Origin of the sequence: Shigella sp. FC1567 (genome assembly GCF_001743015.1) — a bacterium.
In the GTDB taxonomy this organism is placed as follows: Bacteria; Pseudomonadota; Gammaproteobacteria; order Enterobacterales; family Enterobacteriaceae; genus Escherichia; species Escherichia coli.
The window spans coordinates 1-16,827 of sequence record NZ_MIIV01000255.1; the positions used below are offsets into that span (position 1 = coordinate 1).

The following is a 16,827-nucleotide window of genomic DNA, read 5'->3' on the forward strand; positions in this document are numbered from 1 at the left end:
TTTCTGGTGCGTACCGGGCTGAGAGGCGGTGTAAGTGAACTGTAGTTGCCATGTTTTACGGCAATGAGAGCAGAGATAGCGCTGATGTCCGGCAGTGCTTTTGCCGTTACGCACCACGCCTTCAGTAGCGGAGCAGGAAGGACATCTGATGGAAATGGAAGCCACGCAAGCACCTTAAAATCACCATCATACACTAAATCAGTAAGTTGGCAGCATTACCTGCAAATTGAAGAAAGCTCTGATGATGGTGATGAATATGACTATTCACCCGCAAAAGAAGAGTGGGTAATTACCGCAGCGAACGCGAAACCGCAATGCGATATTATTCATGAAGCCTGGCAGAGCAGGGCTGTTATCCGCTATGACATGGCAGTGCCGCTCAATTTGTCAGAACGCAGCGCCCGGCAATCCACTGGCAGAGTAGGGGTGGTGTTGGTTGTCACTCTTAGTCATAACAGCAGGCGTATTGATGTGGATATCAACCTTGATAACCAGGCTGACGATCATCGCCTTCGTGTCCTGGTCCCTACACCTTTTAACACCGACAGTGTTCTGGCAGATACGCAGTTTGGTTCGCTAACGCGCCCCGTGAACGACAGTGCAATGAACAACTGGCAGCAAGAAGGCTGGAAAGAAGCGCCGGTTCCGGTATGGAATATGCTCAACTATGTTGCCTTACAGGAAGGGCGTAACGGCATGGCTGTCTTTAGCGAAGGGTTACGTGAATTTGAAGTCATCGGTGAAGAGAAGAAAACCTTTGCCATTACGTTGCTGCGTGGCGTGGGCTTACTGGGCAAAGAAGATCTGCTTTTAAGGCCTGGGCGGCCTTCGGGAATTAAAATGCCAGTCCCGGACTCACAACTACGTGGTCTGCTTTCTTGTCGCCTAAGTTTATTGAGTTATACCGGTACGCCAACCGCCGCTGGTGTAGCTCAGCAGGCGCGAGCATGGCTGACTCCAGTACAGTGTTACAACAAAATCCCATGGGATGCGATGAAGCTCAACAAAGCCGGATTCAACGTGCCGGAAAGTTATAGTTTGTTGAAAATGCCCCCAGTGGGATGCCTGATAAGCGCACTTAAGAAAGCTGAAGACCGACAAGAAGTGATTTTACGGCTGTTTAATCCGGCTGAATCAGCAACCTGTGATGCGACTGTTGCTTTCAGTCGCGAGGTGATTTCTTGCTCAGAAACGATGATGGATGAACACATTACCACCGAGGAAAATCAAGGTTCAAATCTATCGGGGCCTTTTTTACCCGGCCAGTCACGGACGTTCAGTTACCGGCTTGCCTGAATAGCAATCAAACCGAAGCCACATATGCGCGGCCAGATTGTTGACAAAGGGCGCTTTGTTCATGCCGGATACGGCATGAACGCTTTATTCGGTCTACAAAAGCAGGCAAATTCAATATATTGCAGAGATGATGTAGACACTGGCAAGCGTAGCGCATCAGGTAATTTTGCGTTTATCTTCACTCTCAAGCCACGTATATGTGGCTTTATTTTTAACAAAATAATAACCCTGGGTGAGTTAATTATAATATAATTATAAGTTAATTAAATGTTAATATCGGCGGGGGTGGATTTATGCCTTTATTAGTAATCCTGAAACTCTGCGTCGTATTAGCCAGTGACCAAAAAAAGAATTAAGGTCAACCGTGCTGTTTTTGCTTCGTCTCTTTTTATCTTTAATTGCCAACCGAAACTAATTTCAGCCTTATAACTCACACATTTTAAACATAAATGTCACTAAAGTTACCTTATTGAAACATGATTAACATAATTTGTAGGAATTGATATTTATCAATGTATAAGTCTTGGAAATGGGCATCAAAAAGAGATAAATTGTTCTCGATCAAATTGGCTGAAAGGCGGTAATTTAGCTATAAATTGATCACCGTCGAAAAATGCAAATTTGCTTCAACAAAAACCTGTTTATTGTAAGGATTTTGCGGCGTAATATATACGTGGGATCAATTTGAGTTTTTATTAACATGTTTGCAACCTTTCTTTACGCCGTTTTTGTGTGCATTCACATGGTATGATGAAAGTGTTCAAACAAATTTCTATTGGGGCATGCGTGTGACCCTTTCTAACGGGGTTCACTCTCGGAGTCTTCATGCGATGAGCAAGGAGTCATGATGTTAGATATAGTCGAACTGTCGCGCTTACAGTTTGCCTTGACCGCGATGTACCACTTCCTTTTTGTGCCACTGACGCTCGGTATGGCGTTCCTGCTGGCCATTATGGAAACGGTCTACGTCCTCTCCGGCAAACAGATTTATAAAGATATGACCAAGTTCTGGGGCAAGTTGTTTGGTATCAACTTCGCTCTGGGTGTGGCTACCGGTCTGACCATGGAGTTCCAGTTCGGGACTAACTGGTCTTACTATTCCCACTATGTAGGGGATATCTTCGGTGCGCCGCTGGCAATCGAAGGTCTGATGGCCTTCTTCCTCGAATCCACCTTTGTAGGTCTGTTCTTCTTCGGTTGGGATCGTCTGGGTAAAGTTCAGCATATGTGTGTCACCTGGCTGGTGGCGCTCGGTTCAAACCTGTCCGCACTGTGGATTCTGGTTGCGAACGGCTGGATGCAAAACCCAATCGCGTCCGATTTCAACTTTGAAACTATGCGTATGGAGATGGTGAGCTTCTCCGAGCTGGTGCTTAACCCGGTTGCTCAGGTGAAATTCGTTCACACTGTAGCGTCTGGTTATGTGACTGGCGCGATGTTCATCCTCGGTATCAGCGCATGGTATATGCTGAAAGGTCGTGACTTCGCCTTCGCTAAACGCTCCTTTGCTATCGCTGCCAGCTTCGGTATGGCTGCTGTTCTGTCTGTTATTGTTCTGGGTGATGAATCCGGCTACGAAATGGGCGACGTGCAGAAAACCAAACTGGCTGCTATTGAAGCCGAGTGGGAAACGCAACCTGCGCCTGCTGCCTTTACTCTGTTCGGCATTCCTGATCAGGAAGAGGAGACGAACAAATTTGCGATTCAGATCCCTTACGCACTGGGCATCATTGCAACGCGTTCCGTGGATACCCCGGTTATCGGCCTGAAAGAGCTGATGGTGCAGCATGAAGAACGCATTCGTAACGGGATGAAGGCGTACTCTCTGCTCGAACAACTGCGTTCTGGTTCTACCGACCAGGCGGTTCGTGACCAGTTCAATAGCATGAAGAAAGACCTCGGTTACGGTCTGCTGCTGAAACGCTATACGCCAAACGTGGCTGATGCGACTGAAGCGCAGATTCAACAGGCAACTAAAGACTCCATTCCGCGTGTAGCGCCGCTGTACTTCGCGTTCCGTATTATGGTGGCGTGTGGCTTCCTGCTGCTGGCAATCATCGCGCTCTCTTTCTGGAGTGTCATCCGCAACCGCATTGGCGAGAAAAAATGGCTGCTGCGCGCCGCGCTGTACGGTATTCCGCTGCCGTGGATTGCTGTAGAAGCGGGCTGGTTCGTGGCTGAATATGGCCGCCAACCGTGGGCTATCGGTGAAGTGCTGCCGACAGCTGTGGCGAATTCGTCACTGACCGCAGGCGATCTCATCTTCTCAATGGTGCTGATTTGCGGCCTGTATACCCTGTTCCTGGTGGCAGAATTGTTCTTAATGTTCAAATTTGCACGCCTCGGCCCAAGCAGCCTGAAAACCGGTCGCTATCACTTTGAGCAGTCTTCCACGACTACTCAGCCGGCACGCTAAGACAGGAGTCGTCAAATGATCGATTATGAAGTATTGCGTTTTATCTGGTGGCTGCTGGTTGGCGTTCTGCTGATTGGTTTTGCAGTCACTGACGGTTTCGACATGGGGGTGGGCATGCTCACCCGTTTCCTCGGTCGTAACGACACCGAGCGTCGAATTATGATTAACTCCATTGCACCACACTGGGACGGTAACCAGGTTTGGCTGATCACCGCGGGCGGCGCACTCTTTGCTGCCTGGCCGATGGTCTATGCCGCTGCGTTCTCCGGCTTCTATGTGGCGATGATCCTCGTGCTGGCGTCTTTGTTCTTCCGTCCGGTCGGTTTTGACTACCGCTCCAAGATTGAAGAAACCCGCTGGCGTAACATGTGGGACTGGGGCATCTTCATTGGTAGCTTCGTTCCGCCGCTGGTAATTGGTGTTGCGTTCGGTAACCTGTTGCAGGGCGTACCGTTCAACGTTGATGAATATCTGCGTCTGTACTACACCGGTAACTTCTTCCAGTTGCTTAACCCGTTCGGCCTGCTGGCAGGCGTGGTGAGCGTAGGGATGATCATTACTCAGGGCGCAACCTATCTGCAAATGCGTACCGTGGGCGAACTGCACCTGCGTACCCGTGCAACGGCTCAGGTGGCTGCGCTGGTGACACTGGTCTGTTTCGCACTGGCTGGCGTATGGGTGATGTACGGTATCGATGGTTATGTCGTGAAATCGACAATGGACCATTACGCAGCCTCTAACCCACTGAATAAAGAAGTGGTTCGTGAAGCTGGCGCATGGCTGGTTAACTTCAACAACACGCCAATTCTGTGGGCTATTCCGGCACTGGGTGTGGTTCTGCCGCTGCTGACCATCCTGACTGCACGTATGGATAAAGCCGCGTGGGCGTTTGTGTTCTCCTCCCTGACGCTGGCCTGCATCATCCTGACAGCCGGTATCGCAATGTTCCCGTTTGTGATGCCGTCCAGCACCATGATGAACGCAAGTCTGACAATGTGGGATGCAACTTCCAGCCAGCTGACGCTTAACGTCATGACCTGGGTTGCGGTGGTTCTGGTACCGATCATTCTGCTCTACACCGCCTGGTGTTACTGGAAAATGTTCGGTCGTATCACCAAAGAAGATATTGAACGTAACACCCACTCTCTGTACTAAGTAAGGAGCTAAAAATGTGGTATTTCGCATGGATTCTGGGAACGCTTCTTGCCTGTTCGTTTGGGGTAATCACCGCGCTGGCGCTTGAACACGTCGAATCAGGCAAAGCCGGTCAAGAAGACATCTGATGAGTAAGATTATCGCGACCTTGTATGCGGTAATGGACAAGCGCCCCCTGCGGGCGCTTTCCTTCGTGATGGCGCTTCTGTTAGCAGGATGTATGTTTTGGGACCCATCTCGTTTTGCCGCGAAGACCAGTGAACTGGAAATCTGGCATGGTTTATTGCTGATGTGGGCCGTCTGTGCTGGTGTGATTCACGGCGTGGGCTTTCGTCCGCAGAAGGTTCTTTGGCAAGGGATTTTTTGCCCATTGCTTGCCGATATTGTTCTCATTATCGGGCTGATTTTCTTCTTCTTTTAAATCAGAATTCTCTTTAAAAAATTATGGGCCGCTCCAGGCCCATAAATTTTTACGCTCCCTTAACTTGCCCTCATTCCCAAACCTCAATCGCGCGCGTATAGTAGCAGCGTTTAAAAGCTCTAACTTTTGTTGCATTACCGGGATGTAAAGTGAATACAACGCTGTTTCGATGGCCGGCTCGCGTCTACTATGAAGATACCGATGCCGGTGGTGTGGTGTACCACGCCAGTTACGTCGCTTTTTATGAAAGAGCACGCACAGAGATGCTGCGTCATCATCACTTCAGTCAGCAGGCGCTGATGGCTGAACGCGTTGCCTTTGTGGTACGTAAAATGACGGTGGAATATTACGCACCTGCGCGGCTCGACGATATGCTCGAAATACAGACTGAAATAACATCAATGCGTGGCACCTCTTTGGTTTTCACGCAACGTATTGTCAACGCCGAGAATACTTTGCTGAATGAAGCAGAGGTTCTGGTTGTTTGCGTTGACCCACTCAAAATGAAGCCTCGTGCGCTTCCCAAGTCTATTGTCGCGGAGTTTAAGCAGTGACTGACATGAATATCCTTGATTTGTTCCTGAAGGCTAGCCTTCTGGTTAAACTTATCATGTTGATTTTGATTGGTTTTTCAATCGCATCCTGGGCCATTATTATCCAGCGGACCCGTATTCTTAACGCAGCGGCGCGCGAAGCCGAAGCGTTTGAAGATAAATTCTGGTCTGGAATCGAACTCTCTCGCCTCTATCAAGAGAGTCAGGGGAAACGGGATAATCTGACTGGTTCGGAACAAATATTTTACAGCGGGTTCAAAGAGTTTGTGCGCCTGCATCGTGCCAATAGCCATGCGCCGGAAGCCGTAGTGGAAGGGGCGTCGCGTGCTATGCGTATCTCCATGAACCGTGAACTTGAAAATCTGGAAACGCACATTCCGTTCCTCGGTACGGTTGGCTCCATCAGCCCGTATATTGGTCTGTTTGGTACGGTCTGGGGGATCATGCATGCCTTTATCGCCCTCGGGGCGGTAAAACAAGCAACACTGCAAATGGTTGCGCCCGGTATCGCAGAAGCGTTGATTGCGACTGCAATTGGTCTGTTTGCCGCTATCCCGGCAGTTATGGCCTACAACCGCCTCAACCAGCGCGTAAACAAACTGGAACTGAATTACGACAACTTTATGGAAGAGTTTACCGCGATTCTGCACCGCCAGGCGTTTACCGTTAGCGAGAGCAATAAGGGGTAAGTCATGGCCAGAGCGCGTGGACGAGGTCGTCGCGAACTTAAGTCCGAAATCAACATTGTACCGTTGCTGGACGTACTGCTGGTGCTGTTGCTGATCTTCATGGCGACAGCGCCCATCATCACCCAGAGCGTGGAGGTCGATCTGCCAGACGCTACTGAATCACAGGCGGTGAGCAGTAACGATAATCCGCCAGTGATTGTTGAAGTGTCTGGTATTGGTCAGTACACCGTGGTGGTTGAGAAAGATCGCCTGGAGCGTTTACCACCAGAGCAGGTGGTGGCGGAAGTGTCCAGCCGCTTCAAGGCCAACCCGAAAACGGTCTTTCTGATCGGTGGCGCAAAAGATGTGCCTTACGATGAAATAATTAAAGCACTGAACTTGTTACATAGTGCGGGTGTGAAATCGGTTGGTTTAATGACGCAGCCTATCTAAACATCTGCGTTTCCCTTGCTTGAAAGAGAGCGGGTAACAGGCGAACAGTTTTTGGAAACCGAGAGTGTCAAAGGCAACCGAACAAAACGACAAGCTCAAGCGGGCGATAATTATTTCAGCAGTGCTGCATGTCATCTTATTTGCGGCGCTGATCTGGAGTTCGTTCGATGAGAATATAGAAGCTTCAGCCGGAGGCGGCGGTGGTTCGTCCATCGACGCTGTCATGGTTGATTCAGGTGCGGTAGTTGAGCAGTACAAACGCATGCAAAGCCAGGAATCAAGCGCGAAGCGTTCTGATGAACAGCGCAAGATGAAGGAACAGCAGGCTGCTGAAGAACTGCGTGAGAAACAAGCGGCTGAACAGGAACGCCTGAAGCAACTTGAGAAAGAGCGGTTAGCGGCTCAGGAGCAGAAAAAGCAGGCTGAAGAAGCCGCAAAACAGGCCGAGTTAAAGCAGAAGCAAGCTGAAGAGGCGGCAGCGAAAGCGGCGGCAGATGCTAAAGCGAAGGCCGAAGCAGATGCTAAAGCTGCGGAAGAAGCAGCGAAGAAAGCGGCTGCAGACGCAAAGAAAAAAGCAGAAGCAGAAGCCGCCAAAGCCGCAGCGCAGAAAAAAGCCGAGGCAGCCGCTGCGGCACTGAAGAAGAAAGCGGAAGCGGCAGAAGCAGCTGCAGCTGAAGCAAGAAAGAAAGCGGCAACTGAAGCTGCTGAAAAAGCCAAAGCAGAAGCTGAGAAGAAAGCGGCTGCTGAAAAGGCTGCAGCTGATAAGAAAGCTGCAGCCGACAAAAAAGCAGCAGAAAAAGCGGCTGCTGAAAAGGCAGCAGCTGATAAGAAAGCAGCGGCAGAAAAAGCCGCCGCAGAGGCAGATGATATTTTCGGTGAGCTAAGCTCTGGTAAGAATGCACCGAAAACGGGGGGAGGGGCGAAAGGGAACAATGCTTCGCCTGCCGGGAGTGGTAATTCTAAAAACAATGGCGCATCAGGGGCCGATATCAATAACTATGCCGGGCAGATTAAATCTGCTATCGAAAGTAAGTTCTATGACGCATCGTCCTATGCAGGCAAAACCTGTACGCTGCGCATAAAACTGGCACCCGATGGTATGTTACTGGATATCAAACCTGAAGGTGGCGATCCCGCACTTTGTCAGGCTGCGTTGGCAGCAGCTAAACTTGCGAAGATCCCGAAACCACCAAGCCAGGCAGTATATGAAGTGTTCAAAAACGCGCCATTGGACTTCAAACCGTAATCGCGATGTTGACTGTTCGGACGGTCAACATCAGGCACCGGTTGCCACGGGGTTCTGGTAGTTTTGTGTATTTTAGTTTGTTAACATTCTGCTAAATTATCGTGGGCCATCGGTCCAGATAAGGGAGATATGATGAAGCAGGCATTACGAGTAGCATTTGGTTTTCTCATACTGTGGGCATCAGTTCTGCATGCTGAAGTCCGCATTGTGATCGACAGCGGTGTAGATTCCGGTCGTCCTATTGGTGTTGTTCCTTTCCAGTGGGCGGGGCCTGGTGCGGCACCTGAAGATATTGGCGGCATCGTTGCTGCTGACTTGCGTAACAGCGGTAAATTTAATCCGTTAGATCGCGCTCGTCTGCCACAGCAGCCGGGTAGTGCGCAGGAAGTACAACCATCTGCATGGTCCGCACTGGGCATTGACGCTGTAGTTGTCGGTCAGGTCACTCCGAATCCGGATGGTTCTTACAATGTTGCTTATCAACTTGTTGACACTGGCGGCGCACCGGGTACTGTACTTGCTCAGAACTCGTACAAAGTGAACAAGCAGTGGCTGCGTTATGCTGGTCATACCGCCAGTGATGAAGTGTTTGAAAAACTGACCGGCATTAAAGGTGCGTTCCGTACCCGTATTGCCTACGTTGTTCAGACCAACGGCGGTCAGTTCCCGTATGAACTGCGCGTATCTGACTATGACGGTTACAACCAGTTTGTCGTTCACCGTTCACCGCAGCCGCTGATGTCTCCGGCGTGGTCACCAGACGGTTCTAAACTGGCTTATGTGACCTTCGAAAGCGGTCGTTCCGCGCTGGTTATTCAGACGCTGGCAAATGGCGCTGTACGTCAGGTGGCTTCATTCCCGCGTCACAACGGTGCACCTGCATTCTCGCCAGACGGCAGCAAACTGGCATTCGCCTTGTCGAAAACCGGTAGTCTGAACCTGTACGTAATGGATTTGGCTTCTGGTCAGATCCGCCAGGTGACTGATGGTCGCAGTAACAATACCGAACCGACCTGGTTCCCGGATAGCCAGAACCTGGCATTTACTTCTGACCAGGCCGGTCGTCCGCAGGTTTATAAAGTGAATATCAACGGCGGTGCGCCACAACGTATTACCTGGGAAGGTTCGCAGAACCAGGATGCGGATGTCAGCAGCGACGGTAAATTTATGGTAATGGTCAGCTCCAATGGTGGGCAGCAGCACATTGCCAAACAAGATCTGGCAACGGGAGGCGTACAAGTTCTGTCGTCCACGTTCCTGGATGAAACGCCAAGTCTGGCACCTAATGGCACTATGGTAATCTACAGCTCTTCTCAGGGGATGGGATCCGTGCTGAATTTGGTTTCTACAGATGGGCGTTTCAAAGCGCGTCTTCCGGCAACTGATGGACAGGTCAAATTCCCTGCCTGGTCGCCGTATCTGTGATAATAATTAATTGAATAGTAAAGGAATCATTGAAATGCAACTGAACAAAGTGCTGAAAGGGCTGATGATTGCTCTGCCTGTTATGGCAATTGCGGCATGTTCTTCCAACAAGAACGCCAGCAATGACGGCAGCGAAGGCATGCTGGGTGCCGGCACTGGTATGGATGCGAACGGCGGCAACGGCAACATGTCTTCCGAAGAGCAGGCTCGTCTGCAAATGCAACAGCTGCAGCAGAACAACATCGTTTACTTCGATCTGGACAAGTACGATATCCGTTCTGACTTCGCTCAAATGCTGGATGCACATGCAAACTTCCTGCGTAGCAACCCGTCTTACAAAGTCACCGTAGAAGGTCACGCGGACGAACGTGGTACTCCGGAATACAACATCTCCCTGGGTGAACGTCGTGCGAACGCCGTTAAGATGTACCTGCAGGGTAAAGGCGTTTCTGCAGACCAGATCTCCATCGTTTCTTACGGTAAAGAAAAACCTGCAGTACTGGGTCATGACGAAGCGGCATACTCCAAAAACCGTCGTGCGGTACTGGTTTACTAAGAGAATTGCATGAGCAGTAACTTCAGACATCAACTATTGAGTCTGTCGTTACTGGTTGGTATAGCGGCCCCCTGGGCCGCTTTTGCTCAGGCACCAATCAGTAGTGTCGGCTCAGGCTCGGTCGAAGACCGCGTCACTCAACTTGAGCGTATTTCTAATGCTCACAGCCAGCTTTTAACCCAACTCCAGCAACAACTTTCTGATAATCAATCCGATATTGATTCCCTGCGTGGTCAGATTCAGGAAAATCAGTATCAACTGAATCAGGTCGTGGAGCGGCAAAAGCAGATCCTGTTGCAGATCGACAGCCTCAGCAGCGGTGGTGCAGCGGCGCAATCAACCAGCAGCGATCAAAGCGGTGCGGCGGCATCAACGACGCCGACAGCTGATGCTGGTACTGCGAATGCTGGCGCGCCGGTGAAAAGCGGCGATGCAAACACGGATTACAATGCAGCTATTGCGCTGGTGCAGGATAAATCCCGCCAGGATGACGCAATGGTGGCATTTCAGAATTTCATCAAAAATTACCCTGATTCAACTTACCTGCCAAACGCCAATTATTGGCTGGGTCAGTTAAACTACAACAAGGGTAAAAAAGATGATGCGGCGTACTATTTTGCTTCGGTAGTGAAAAACTATCCGAAGTCACCAAAGGCTGCTGATGCGATGTTTAAAGTCGGCGTCATCATGCAGGACAAAGGTGACACCGCAAAAGCGAAAGCCGTATACCAGCAGGTTATCAGTAAATACCCTGGTACTGATGGCGCTAAACAGGCACAAAAACGTCTGAACGCGATGTAATGCATAACACACGACCAGAAGTTGCATTATTTCTGGTCGTGTCGTGCGAATCATAAGCAGTTGAGTGATCTGCATCGAAATTTTTGTTGCGCTCAAGTCTGAAATCAGTAATATATGCCGCCGTTGCCACGGGATATCAAACAAACCGAAAGCAACGAAAAAGTGGGTCGTTAGCTCAGTTGGTAGAGCAGTTGACTTTTAATCAATTGGTCGCAGGTTCGAATCCTGCACGACCCACCACTAACATAGTTAGTTGTAGTATCCAGCGTAGTATTGGGTGATTGGCTCAGCTGGGAGAGCACCTCCCTTACAAGGAGGGGGTCGGCGGTTCGATCCCGTCATCACCCACCACCGGGTCGTTAGCTCAGTCGGTAGAGCAGTTGACTTTTAATCAATTGGTCGCAGGTTCGAATCCTGCACGACCCACCACTAATTACGATGGGTTCGGTGGAAGTAGTTTGTAGTATCCAGCGCATTATCGGGTGATTAGCTCAGCTGGGAGAGCACCTCCCTTACAAGGAGGGGGTCGGCGGTTCGATCCCGTCATCACCCACCACTCGGGTCGTTAGCTCAGTTGGTAGAGCAGTTGACTTTTAATCAATTGGTCGCAGGTTCGAATCCTGCACGACCCACCAATTTTAACATCAAACTCAGATGTTAAGCGTGAAGGATAACGTTGCGCCAGCAACGGCCCGTAGGGCAAGCGAAGCGAGTCATCCTGCACGACACACCAATCTTAAAGATTGGCCCCGAGTAGAAATCTTTCAGGTAACACCCGTATGGGTCGTTAGCTCAGTTGGTAGAGCAGTTGACTTTTAATCAATTGGTCGCAGGTTCGAATCCTGCACGACCCACCAATGTAAAAAAGCGCCCTAAAGGCGCTTTTTTGCTATTCAGGCATCCTCAATTTCACTTTGTAAACCTGATGACATCGTCAGAGCTTACTGTGCAAGCAACTCTACGTCGGTGGAATTAGGCGTAATTCGAGTGACTTTTCCCCACCATTCGACTATCTTGTTTAGCATATAAAACAAATTACACCGATAACAGCGAATATTACGCTAATGTCGGTTTTAACGTTAAGCCTGTAAAACGAGATGGTAAGATGAGCGTAATGTTTGATCCAGACACGGCGATTTATCCTTTCCCCCCGAAGCCGACGCCGTTAAGCATTGATGAAAAAGCGTATTACCGCGAGAAGATAAAACGTCTGCTAAAAGAACGTAATGCGGTGATGGTTGCCCACTACTATACCGATCCCGAAATTCAACAACTGGCAGAAGAAACCGGTGGCTGTATTTCTGATTCTCTGGAAATGGCGCGCTTCGGTGCAAAGCATCCCGCTTCTACTTTGTTAGTCGCTGGGGTGAGATTTATGGGAGAAACCGCCAAAATTCTCAGTCCGGAAAAAACAATTCTGATGCCGACACTTCAGGCTGAATGTTCACTGGATCTCGGCTGCCCTGTTGAAGAATTTAACGCATTTTGCGATGCCCATCCCGATCGTACTGTCGTCGTCTACGCCAACACTTCTGCTGCGGTAAAAGCGCGCGCAGATTGGGTGGTAACTTCAAGCATTGCCGTCGAACTTATTGATCATCTTGATAGTTTGGGTGAAAAAATCATCTGGGCACCCGACAAACATCTGGGGCGTTACGTGCAAAAACAGACGGGTGGAGACATTCTATGCTGGCAGGGTGCCTGTATTGTGCATGATGAATTTAAGACTCAGGCGTTAACCCGCTTGCAAGAAGAATACCCGGATGCTGCCATACTGGTGCATCCAGAATCACCACAAGCTATTGTCGATATGGCGGATGCGGTCGGTTCCACCAGTCAACTGATCGCTGCTGCGAAAACATTGCCACATCAGAGGCTTATTGTGGCAACCGATCGGGGTATTTTCTACAAAATGCAGCAGGCGGTGCCAGATAAAGAGTTACTGGAAGCACCAACCGCAGGTGAGGGTGCAACCTGCCGCAGCTGCGCGCATTGTCCGTGGATGGCCATGAATGGCCTTCAGGCCATCGCAGAGGCATTAGAACAGGAAGGAAGCAATCACGAGGTTCATGTTGATGAAAGGCTGCGAGAGAGGGCGCTGGTGCCGCTCAATCGTATGCTGGATTTTGCGGCTACACTACGTGGATAACGAATAATAAGGCGTAACGTTACGCTTTGGGGGAAAGATGGATTTTTTTAGTGTGCAGAATATCCTGGTACATATACCAATAGGAGCAGGCGGTTATGATCTCTCATGGATCGAAGCGGTAGGCACGATCGCCGGGTTGCTGTGTATTGGCCTTGCCAGTCTGGAGAAGATCAGCAACTACTTCTTTGGCCTGATCAACGTCACCTTGTTTGGCATTATTTTCTTTCAGATTCAGCTGTATGCCAGCCTGCTATTACAGGTGTTTTTCTTTGCCGCGAATATTTACGGTTGGTATGCGTGGTCGCGACAAACCAGTCAGAACGAGGCGGAGTTGAAAATTCGCTGGTTACCATTGCCGAAGGCGCTCAGCTGGTTGGCGGTTTGCGTTGTTTCGATTGGTCTGATGACGGTATTTATCAATCCGGTGTTTGCATTTTTGACCCGCGTGGCAGTCATGATCATGCAAGCATTAGGATTACAGGTTGTGATGCCTGAACTGCAACCGGACGCTTTCCCGTTCTGGGATTCATGCATGATGGTGTTATCTATCGTGGCAATGCTTCTGATGACGCGTAAGTATGTGGAAAACTGGCTGTTGTGGGTGATTATTAACGTGATTAGCGTCGTTATTTTTGCACTTCAGGGCGTTTACGCCATGTCTCTGGAGTACATCATCCTGACCTTTATTGCGCTCAACGGCAGTCGGATGTGGATCAACAGCGCACGTGAAAGAGGCTCATGCGCGCTGTCCCATTAATGGTGATGATGTGAATGGCCAGACACCCCTTCATTCAGGTGGCAGTCTGGCCCATGACAAGGTTGATATTCCATCTGAATGGTGGCGTGCTCAATCTGATAGTGATCCATCAGGTAGTGTTGGATCTGATCCAACAAGGCATCGTGAGCGTGTGGCGGGATCACCTGCACATGCAGCGTCATCACCGGCTTCTCACCTACCATCCATACATGTACATGGTGCACATTGCGGACTTCCGGGATTTCCCGGCACATACGACGCTTCAGTTCAGCGATATCCAGCGATACCGGTGCACCTTCAAGTAATTCATTCACGCTATCTTTCAACAGTCGCCACGCGCTACGCAGAACCAGAAGCGACACCACTATCGAGAGAATGGGGTCAGCAGGTGTCCAGCCGGTCCAGATAATAATCAACGCGGCAATAATAGCCCCAACCGAACCCAACAGGTCCCCGAGCACATGCAATGCCGCTGCTCGTACGTTGAGGTTTTTCTCTTCGCTGCCGTGATGAAGTAACCAGAAAGAAAGTATATTTGCCAGCAACCCAGCCACGGCAATTGCCATCATCATGCCGCCCTCGACCGGACGCGGCGTGCGGAAGCGTTCTATCGCCTCCCAGACAATCAAAATGGTAATTACCACGAGGGCGATGGCATTCACAAACGCCGCGAGCGTGGTCAGTCTTAGCCAACCGAAAGTGTGGCGAATGGTGGGAGGACGACGTGAAAATTGCACGGCGAGTAGGGCGAAAAGCAGGGCGGCAGTATCGGTCAACATATGACCCGCATCGGCCAGCAATGCCAGAGAACCAGAAAGAAAACCACCAACGACTTCTACCAGCATAAACCCGGCAGTCACGCCGAAAGCATACAACAAGCGACGAGCATTATTATCTTCTGGCAGGTGTGAGGACGTGTGTGAGTGTGAGTGCGCCATGACGAGTCATCCCTTAATTATTCTCACTTAACTTTATGACATCATACTGCTTTTAGAAGTGAAAAATTAAAAGGGAGAGACTCCGCTCTCCCATTATTGGCTATTTTGCAGGGTTACTGCGTGGTACCGTCGGTTTTGGTATCGACATCATTATTGATGCCATCACCGGTTTGTACCTTTTTATTGATATCCGGACATCGACCATCTTTGCACATGGTGTTCTTGTGCTCTTCATCTTTGGTCATTCCGTCATTGTTCATTGAAGAACCATCCGAATGCAGCATTGTGCCGCCAGAACCGGTATTTACCCCGTTATTGTCGACGTTATTTGGCGCGACATTTTCACGGGCGTCAGGGGCTACCTGGCCCGCATCAGTTGCGGCGTTTGCCTGGCCGTTATTAGTTTGCGCTCCGCTATCGGCAGCCAGTGCGGCACCGCTGGCAAGGCTTAGAGTGGCAGTCAGAAATAATGTGGCCAGTTTTGTCATTTTCATAGGATGCTCCTGTTATGGTCGTTATGTCGGATAACCTCTTCCAACAGTGCATTTGCAGGTGAATATAAGGCATTGGTTTAAGATTTCAGCCAGTTTATGAAACGCAGCAGAGAATCTTGAAATAATTAACAAACAAAGGAGTTACAGTTAGAAATTGTAGGAGAGATCTCGTTTTTCGCGACAATCTGGCGTTTTTCTTGCTAATTCCAGGATTAATCCGTTCATAATGTAAAACCCCGTTTACACATTCTGACGGAAGATATAGATTGGAAGTATTGCATTCACTAAGATAAGTATGGCAACACTGGAACAGACATGAATTATCAGAACGACGATTTACGCATCAAAGAAATCAAAGAGTTACTTCCTCCTGTCGCATTGCTGGAAAAATTCCCCGCTACTGAAAATGCCGCGAATACGGTTGCCCATGCCCGAAAAGCGATCCATAAGATCCTGAAAGGTAATGATGATCGCCTGTTGGTGGTGATTGGCCCGTGCTCAATTCATGATCCTGTCGCGGCTAAAGAGTATGCCACTCGCTTGCTGGCGCTGCGTGAAGAGCTGAAAGATGAGCTGGAAATCGTAATGCGCGTCTATTTTGAAAAGCCGCGTACCACGGTGGGCTGGAAAGGGCTGATTAACGATCCGCATATGGATAACAGCTTCCAGATCAACGACGGTCTTCGTATAGCCCGTAAATTGCTGCTTGATATTAACGACAGCGGTCTGCCAGCGGCGGGTGAGTTTCTCGATATGATCACCCCACAATATCTCGCTGACCTGATGAGCTGGGGCGCAATTGGCGCACGTACCACCGAATCGCAGGTGCACCGCGAACTGGCATCAGGGCTTTCTTGTCCAGTCGGCTTCAAAAATGGCACCGACGGTACGATTAAAGTGGCTATCGATGCCATTAATGCCGCCGGTGCGCCGCACTGCTTCCTGTCCGTAACGAAATGGGGGCATTCGGCGATTGTGAATACCAGCGGTAACGGCGATTGCCATATCATTCTGCGCGGCGGTAAAGAGCCTAACTACAGCGCGAAGCACGTTGCTGAAGTGAAAGAAGGGCTGAACAAAGCAGGCCTGCCAGCACAGGTGATGATCGATTTCAGCCATGCTAACTCGTCCAAACAATTCAAAAAGCAGATGGATGTTTGTGCTGACGTTTGCCAGCAGATTGCCGGTGGCGAAAAGGCCATTATTGGCGTGATGGTGGAAAGCCATCTGGTGGAAGGCAATCAGAGCCTCGAGAGCGGGGAGCCGCTGGCCTACGGTAAGAGCATCACCGATGCCTGCATCGGCTGGGAAGATACCGATGCTCTGTTACGTCAACTGGCGAATGCAGTAAAAGCGCGTCGCGGGTAAGGTTTAATTGTCGGATGCGCCGTCAGAGTGGCGTATCCGATGAATCACCACAGGCCTGATAAGTCGCGAAGCGTCGCATCAGGCAATGTGCTCCATTGTTAGCAACAAAAAAGCCGACTCACTTGCAGTC

Annotated in this window: 17 protein-coding genes, 6 tRNA genes and 1 pseudogene; 21 read left to right on the forward strand and 3 right to left on the reverse strand. The window is 49.9% G+C overall.

Features of this window, described 5'->3' with window-relative positions; translation table 11 throughout:
• The coding region (locus tag BHE85_RS14870) for an IS1 family transposase (protein ID WP_047664789.1) at nucleotides 1-165 on the reverse strand (165 nt) is incomplete at its 3' end.
• 51 nt (nucleotides 166-216) lie between these two features.
• Between BHE85_RS14870 and BHE85_RS14875 the strand changes: the two are divergent.
• From BHE85_RS14875 to pnuC, 20 genes and pseudogenes are all read left to right on the forward strand, one after another.
• A pseudogene (locus BHE85_RS14875) lies at nucleotides 217-1,296 on the forward strand (glycoside hydrolase family 38 C-terminal domain-containing protein); the annotation flags it as partial.
• Between the two features lie 847 nt (nucleotides 1,297-2,143).
• Complete coding sequence (gene cydA, locus BHE85_RS14880; protein ID WP_000884361.1) at nucleotides 2,144-3,712, forward strand: cytochrome ubiquinol oxidase subunit I; 1,569 nt, start codon at nucleotides 2,144-2,146, stop codon at nucleotides 3,710-3,712.
• 15 nt (nucleotides 3,713-3,727) lie between these two features.
• Nucleotides 3,728-4,867, forward strand: a complete 1,140-nt coding sequence (gene cydB, locus BHE85_RS14885) for a cytochrome d ubiquinol oxidase subunit II (protein ID WP_000568275.1) — start codon at nucleotides 3,728-3,730, stop codon at nucleotides 4,865-4,867.
• A 14-nt stretch (nucleotides 4,868-4,881) separates the two neighbouring features.
• The gene (gene cydX, locus BHE85_RS14890; protein ID WP_000270282.1) at nucleotides 4,882-4,995 is read left to right on the forward strand and encodes a cytochrome bd-I oxidase subunit CydX; all 114 of its coding nucleotides are present in this window, start codon (nucleotides 4,882-4,884) and stop codon (nucleotides 4,993-4,995) included.
• Nucleotides 4,995-5,288 (forward strand): cyd operon protein YbgE, encoded by a 294-nt coding sequence (gene ybgE / locus BHE85_RS14895; protein WP_000034601.1) that lies wholly within the window; start codon nucleotides 4,995-4,997, stop codon nucleotides 5,286-5,288. The genes cydX and ybgE overlap by 1 nt, the downstream gene beginning before the upstream one ends.
• Before the next feature lie 149 nt (nucleotides 5,289-5,437).
• Nucleotides 5,438-5,842, forward strand: a complete 405-nt coding sequence (gene ybgC / locus BHE85_RS14900; protein ID WP_001098370.1) for a tol-pal system-associated acyl-CoA thioesterase — start codon at nucleotides 5,438-5,440, stop codon at nucleotides 5,840-5,842.
• Nucleotides 5,839-6,531: a Tol-Pal system protein TolQ gene (gene tolQ, locus BHE85_RS14905; protein WP_000131314.1), complete on the forward strand. Its 693-nt coding sequence runs from the start codon at nucleotides 5,839-5,841 to the stop codon at nucleotides 6,529-6,531. Before ybgC ends, tolQ begins: the two co-directional genes overlap by 4 nt.
• Before the next feature lie 3 nt (nucleotides 6,532-6,534).
• Complete coding sequence (gene tolR, locus BHE85_RS14910; RefSeq protein WP_000090104.1) at nucleotides 6,535-6,963, forward strand: colicin uptake protein TolR; 429 nt, start codon at nucleotides 6,535-6,537, stop codon at nucleotides 6,961-6,963.
• A 64-nt stretch (nucleotides 6,964-7,027) separates the two neighbouring features.
• The gene (gene tolA, locus BHE85_RS14915; protein WP_000030651.1) at nucleotides 7,028-8,209 is read left to right on the forward strand and encodes a cell envelope integrity protein TolA; all 1,182 of its coding nucleotides are present in this window, start codon (nucleotides 7,028-7,030) and stop codon (nucleotides 8,207-8,209) included.
• 132 nt (nucleotides 8,210-8,341) lie between these two features.
• Nucleotides 8,342-9,634 (forward strand): Tol-Pal system beta propeller repeat protein TolB, encoded by a 1,293-nt coding sequence (gene tolB / locus BHE85_RS14920; protein WP_012421565.1) that lies wholly within the window; start codon nucleotides 8,342-8,344, stop codon nucleotides 9,632-9,634.
• A gap of 34 nt (nucleotides 9,635-9,668) precedes the next feature.
• Nucleotides 9,669-10,190, forward strand: coding sequence for a peptidoglycan-associated lipoprotein Pal (pal, locus tag BHE85_RS14925; RefSeq protein ID WP_001295306.1), 522 nt, complete (start codon nucleotides 9,669-9,671; stop codon nucleotides 10,188-10,190).
• 9 nt (nucleotides 10,191-10,199) lie between these two features.
• Nucleotides 10,200-10,991 (forward strand): cell division protein CpoB, encoded by a 792-nt coding sequence (gene cpoB / locus BHE85_RS14930; protein WP_000097580.1) that lies wholly within the window; start codon nucleotides 10,200-10,202, stop codon nucleotides 10,989-10,991.
• Nucleotides 10,992-11,155: 164 nt separating this feature from the next.
• A tRNA-Lys gene (locus tag BHE85_RS14935) sits at nucleotides 11,156-11,231 on the forward strand.
• Between the two features lie 35 nt (nucleotides 11,232-11,266).
• Nucleotides 11,267-11,342: transfer RNA gene (locus BHE85_RS14940), tRNA-Val, on the forward strand.
• Nucleotides 11,343-11,344: 2 nt separating this feature from the next.
• Nucleotides 11,345-11,420: transfer RNA gene (locus BHE85_RS14945), tRNA-Lys, on the forward strand.
• A gap of 51 nt (nucleotides 11,421-11,471) precedes the next feature.
• Nucleotides 11,472-11,547 (forward strand) — tRNA-Val (locus BHE85_RS14950).
• A 3-nt stretch (nucleotides 11,548-11,550) separates the two neighbouring features.
• Nucleotides 11,551-11,626 (forward strand) — tRNA-Lys (locus BHE85_RS14955).
• Between the two features lie 146 nt (nucleotides 11,627-11,772).
• A tRNA-Lys gene (locus tag BHE85_RS14960) sits at nucleotides 11,773-11,848 on the forward strand.
• A gap of 248 nt (nucleotides 11,849-12,096) precedes the next feature.
• A complete protein-coding gene (gene nadA, locus BHE85_RS14965) occupies nucleotides 12,097-13,140 on the forward strand; it encodes a quinolinate synthase NadA (RefSeq protein ID WP_000115290.1) in 1,044 nt (347 codons plus the stop codon).
• Nucleotides 13,141-13,177: 37 nt separating this feature from the next.
• Nucleotides 13,178-13,897 (forward strand): nicotinamide riboside transporter PnuC, encoded by a 720-nt coding sequence (gene pnuC, locus BHE85_RS14970; RefSeq protein WP_000345414.1) that lies wholly within the window; start codon nucleotides 13,178-13,180, stop codon nucleotides 13,895-13,897.
• Here pnuC and zitB read toward each other — a convergent pair.
• Both zitB and BHE85_RS14980 read right to left on the reverse strand, forming a co-directional pair.
• Nucleotides 13,894-14,835, reverse strand: a complete 942-nt coding sequence (gene zitB / locus BHE85_RS14975; protein WP_000951299.1) for a CDF family zinc transporter ZitB — start codon at nucleotides 14,833-14,835, stop codon at nucleotides 13,894-13,896. The two genes, pnuC and zitB, sit on opposite strands and share 4 nt — an antisense overlap.
• Nucleotides 14,836-14,948: 113 nt before the next feature.
• Nucleotides 14,949-15,329 carry a YbgS-like family protein gene (locus BHE85_RS14980; RefSeq protein WP_000784361.1) on the reverse strand — a complete coding sequence of 127 codons (381 nt, stop codon included), beginning with the start codon at nucleotides 15,327-15,329 and terminating at the stop codon, nucleotides 14,949-14,951.
• Nucleotides 15,330-15,644: 315 nt separating this feature from the next.
• Between BHE85_RS14980 and aroG the strand changes: the two genes are divergently transcribed.
• Entirely contained in the window at nucleotides 15,645-16,697 is a 1,053-nt protein-coding gene (gene aroG, locus BHE85_RS14985) for a 3-deoxy-7-phosphoheptulonate synthase AroG (RefSeq protein ID WP_001109196.1), read from the forward strand.
• Nucleotides 16,698-16,827 lie beyond the last annotated feature (130 nt).

Bases quoted from the DNA above. Each gene is read 5' to 3' on its own strand.
- cydA (WP_000884361.1), top strand. From the start codon at position 2,144: ATGTTAGATATAGTCGAACTGTCGCGCTTACAGTTTGCCTTGACCGCG.
- cydB (WP_000568275.1), top strand. From the start codon at position 3,728: ATGATCGATTATGAAGTATTGCGTTTTATCTGGTGGCTGCTGGTTGGC.
- cydX (WP_000270282.1), top strand. From the start codon at position 4,882: ATGTGGTATTTCGCATGGATTCTGGGAACGCTTCTTGCCTGTTCGTTT.
- ybgE (WP_000034601.1), top strand. From the start codon at position 4,995: ATGAGTAAGATTATCGCGACCTTGTATGCGGTAATGGACAAGCGCCCC.
- tolR (WP_000090104.1), top strand. From the start codon at position 6,535: ATGGCCAGAGCGCGTGGACGAGGTCGTCGCGAACTTAAGTCCGAAATC.
- tolB (WP_012421565.1), top strand. From the start codon at position 8,342: ATGAAGCAGGCATTACGAGTAGCATTTGGTTTTCTCATACTGTGGGCA.
- pal (WP_001295306.1), top strand. From the start codon at position 9,669: ATGCAACTGAACAAAGTGCTGAAAGGGCTGATGATTGCTCTGCCTGTT.
- cpoB (WP_000097580.1), top strand. From the start codon at position 10,200: ATGAGCAGTAACTTCAGACATCAACTATTGAGTCTGTCGTTACTGGTT.
- nadA (WP_000115290.1), top strand. From the start codon at position 12,097: ATGAGCGTAATGTTTGATCCAGACACGGCGATTTATCCTTTCCCCCCG.
- pnuC (WP_000345414.1), top strand. From the start codon at position 13,178: ATGGATTTTTTTAGTGTGCAGAATATCCTGGTACATATACCAATAGGA.
- zitB (WP_000951299.1), bottom strand. From the start codon at position 14,835: ATGGCGCACTCACACTCACACACGTCCTCACACCTGCCAGAAGATAAT.
- BHE85_RS14980 (WP_000784361.1), bottom strand. From the start codon at position 15,329: ATGAAAATGACAAAACTGGCCACATTATTTCTGACTGCCACTCTAAGC.
- aroG (WP_001109196.1), top strand. From the start codon at position 15,645: ATGAATTATCAGAACGACGATTTACGCATCAAAGAAATCAAAGAGTTA.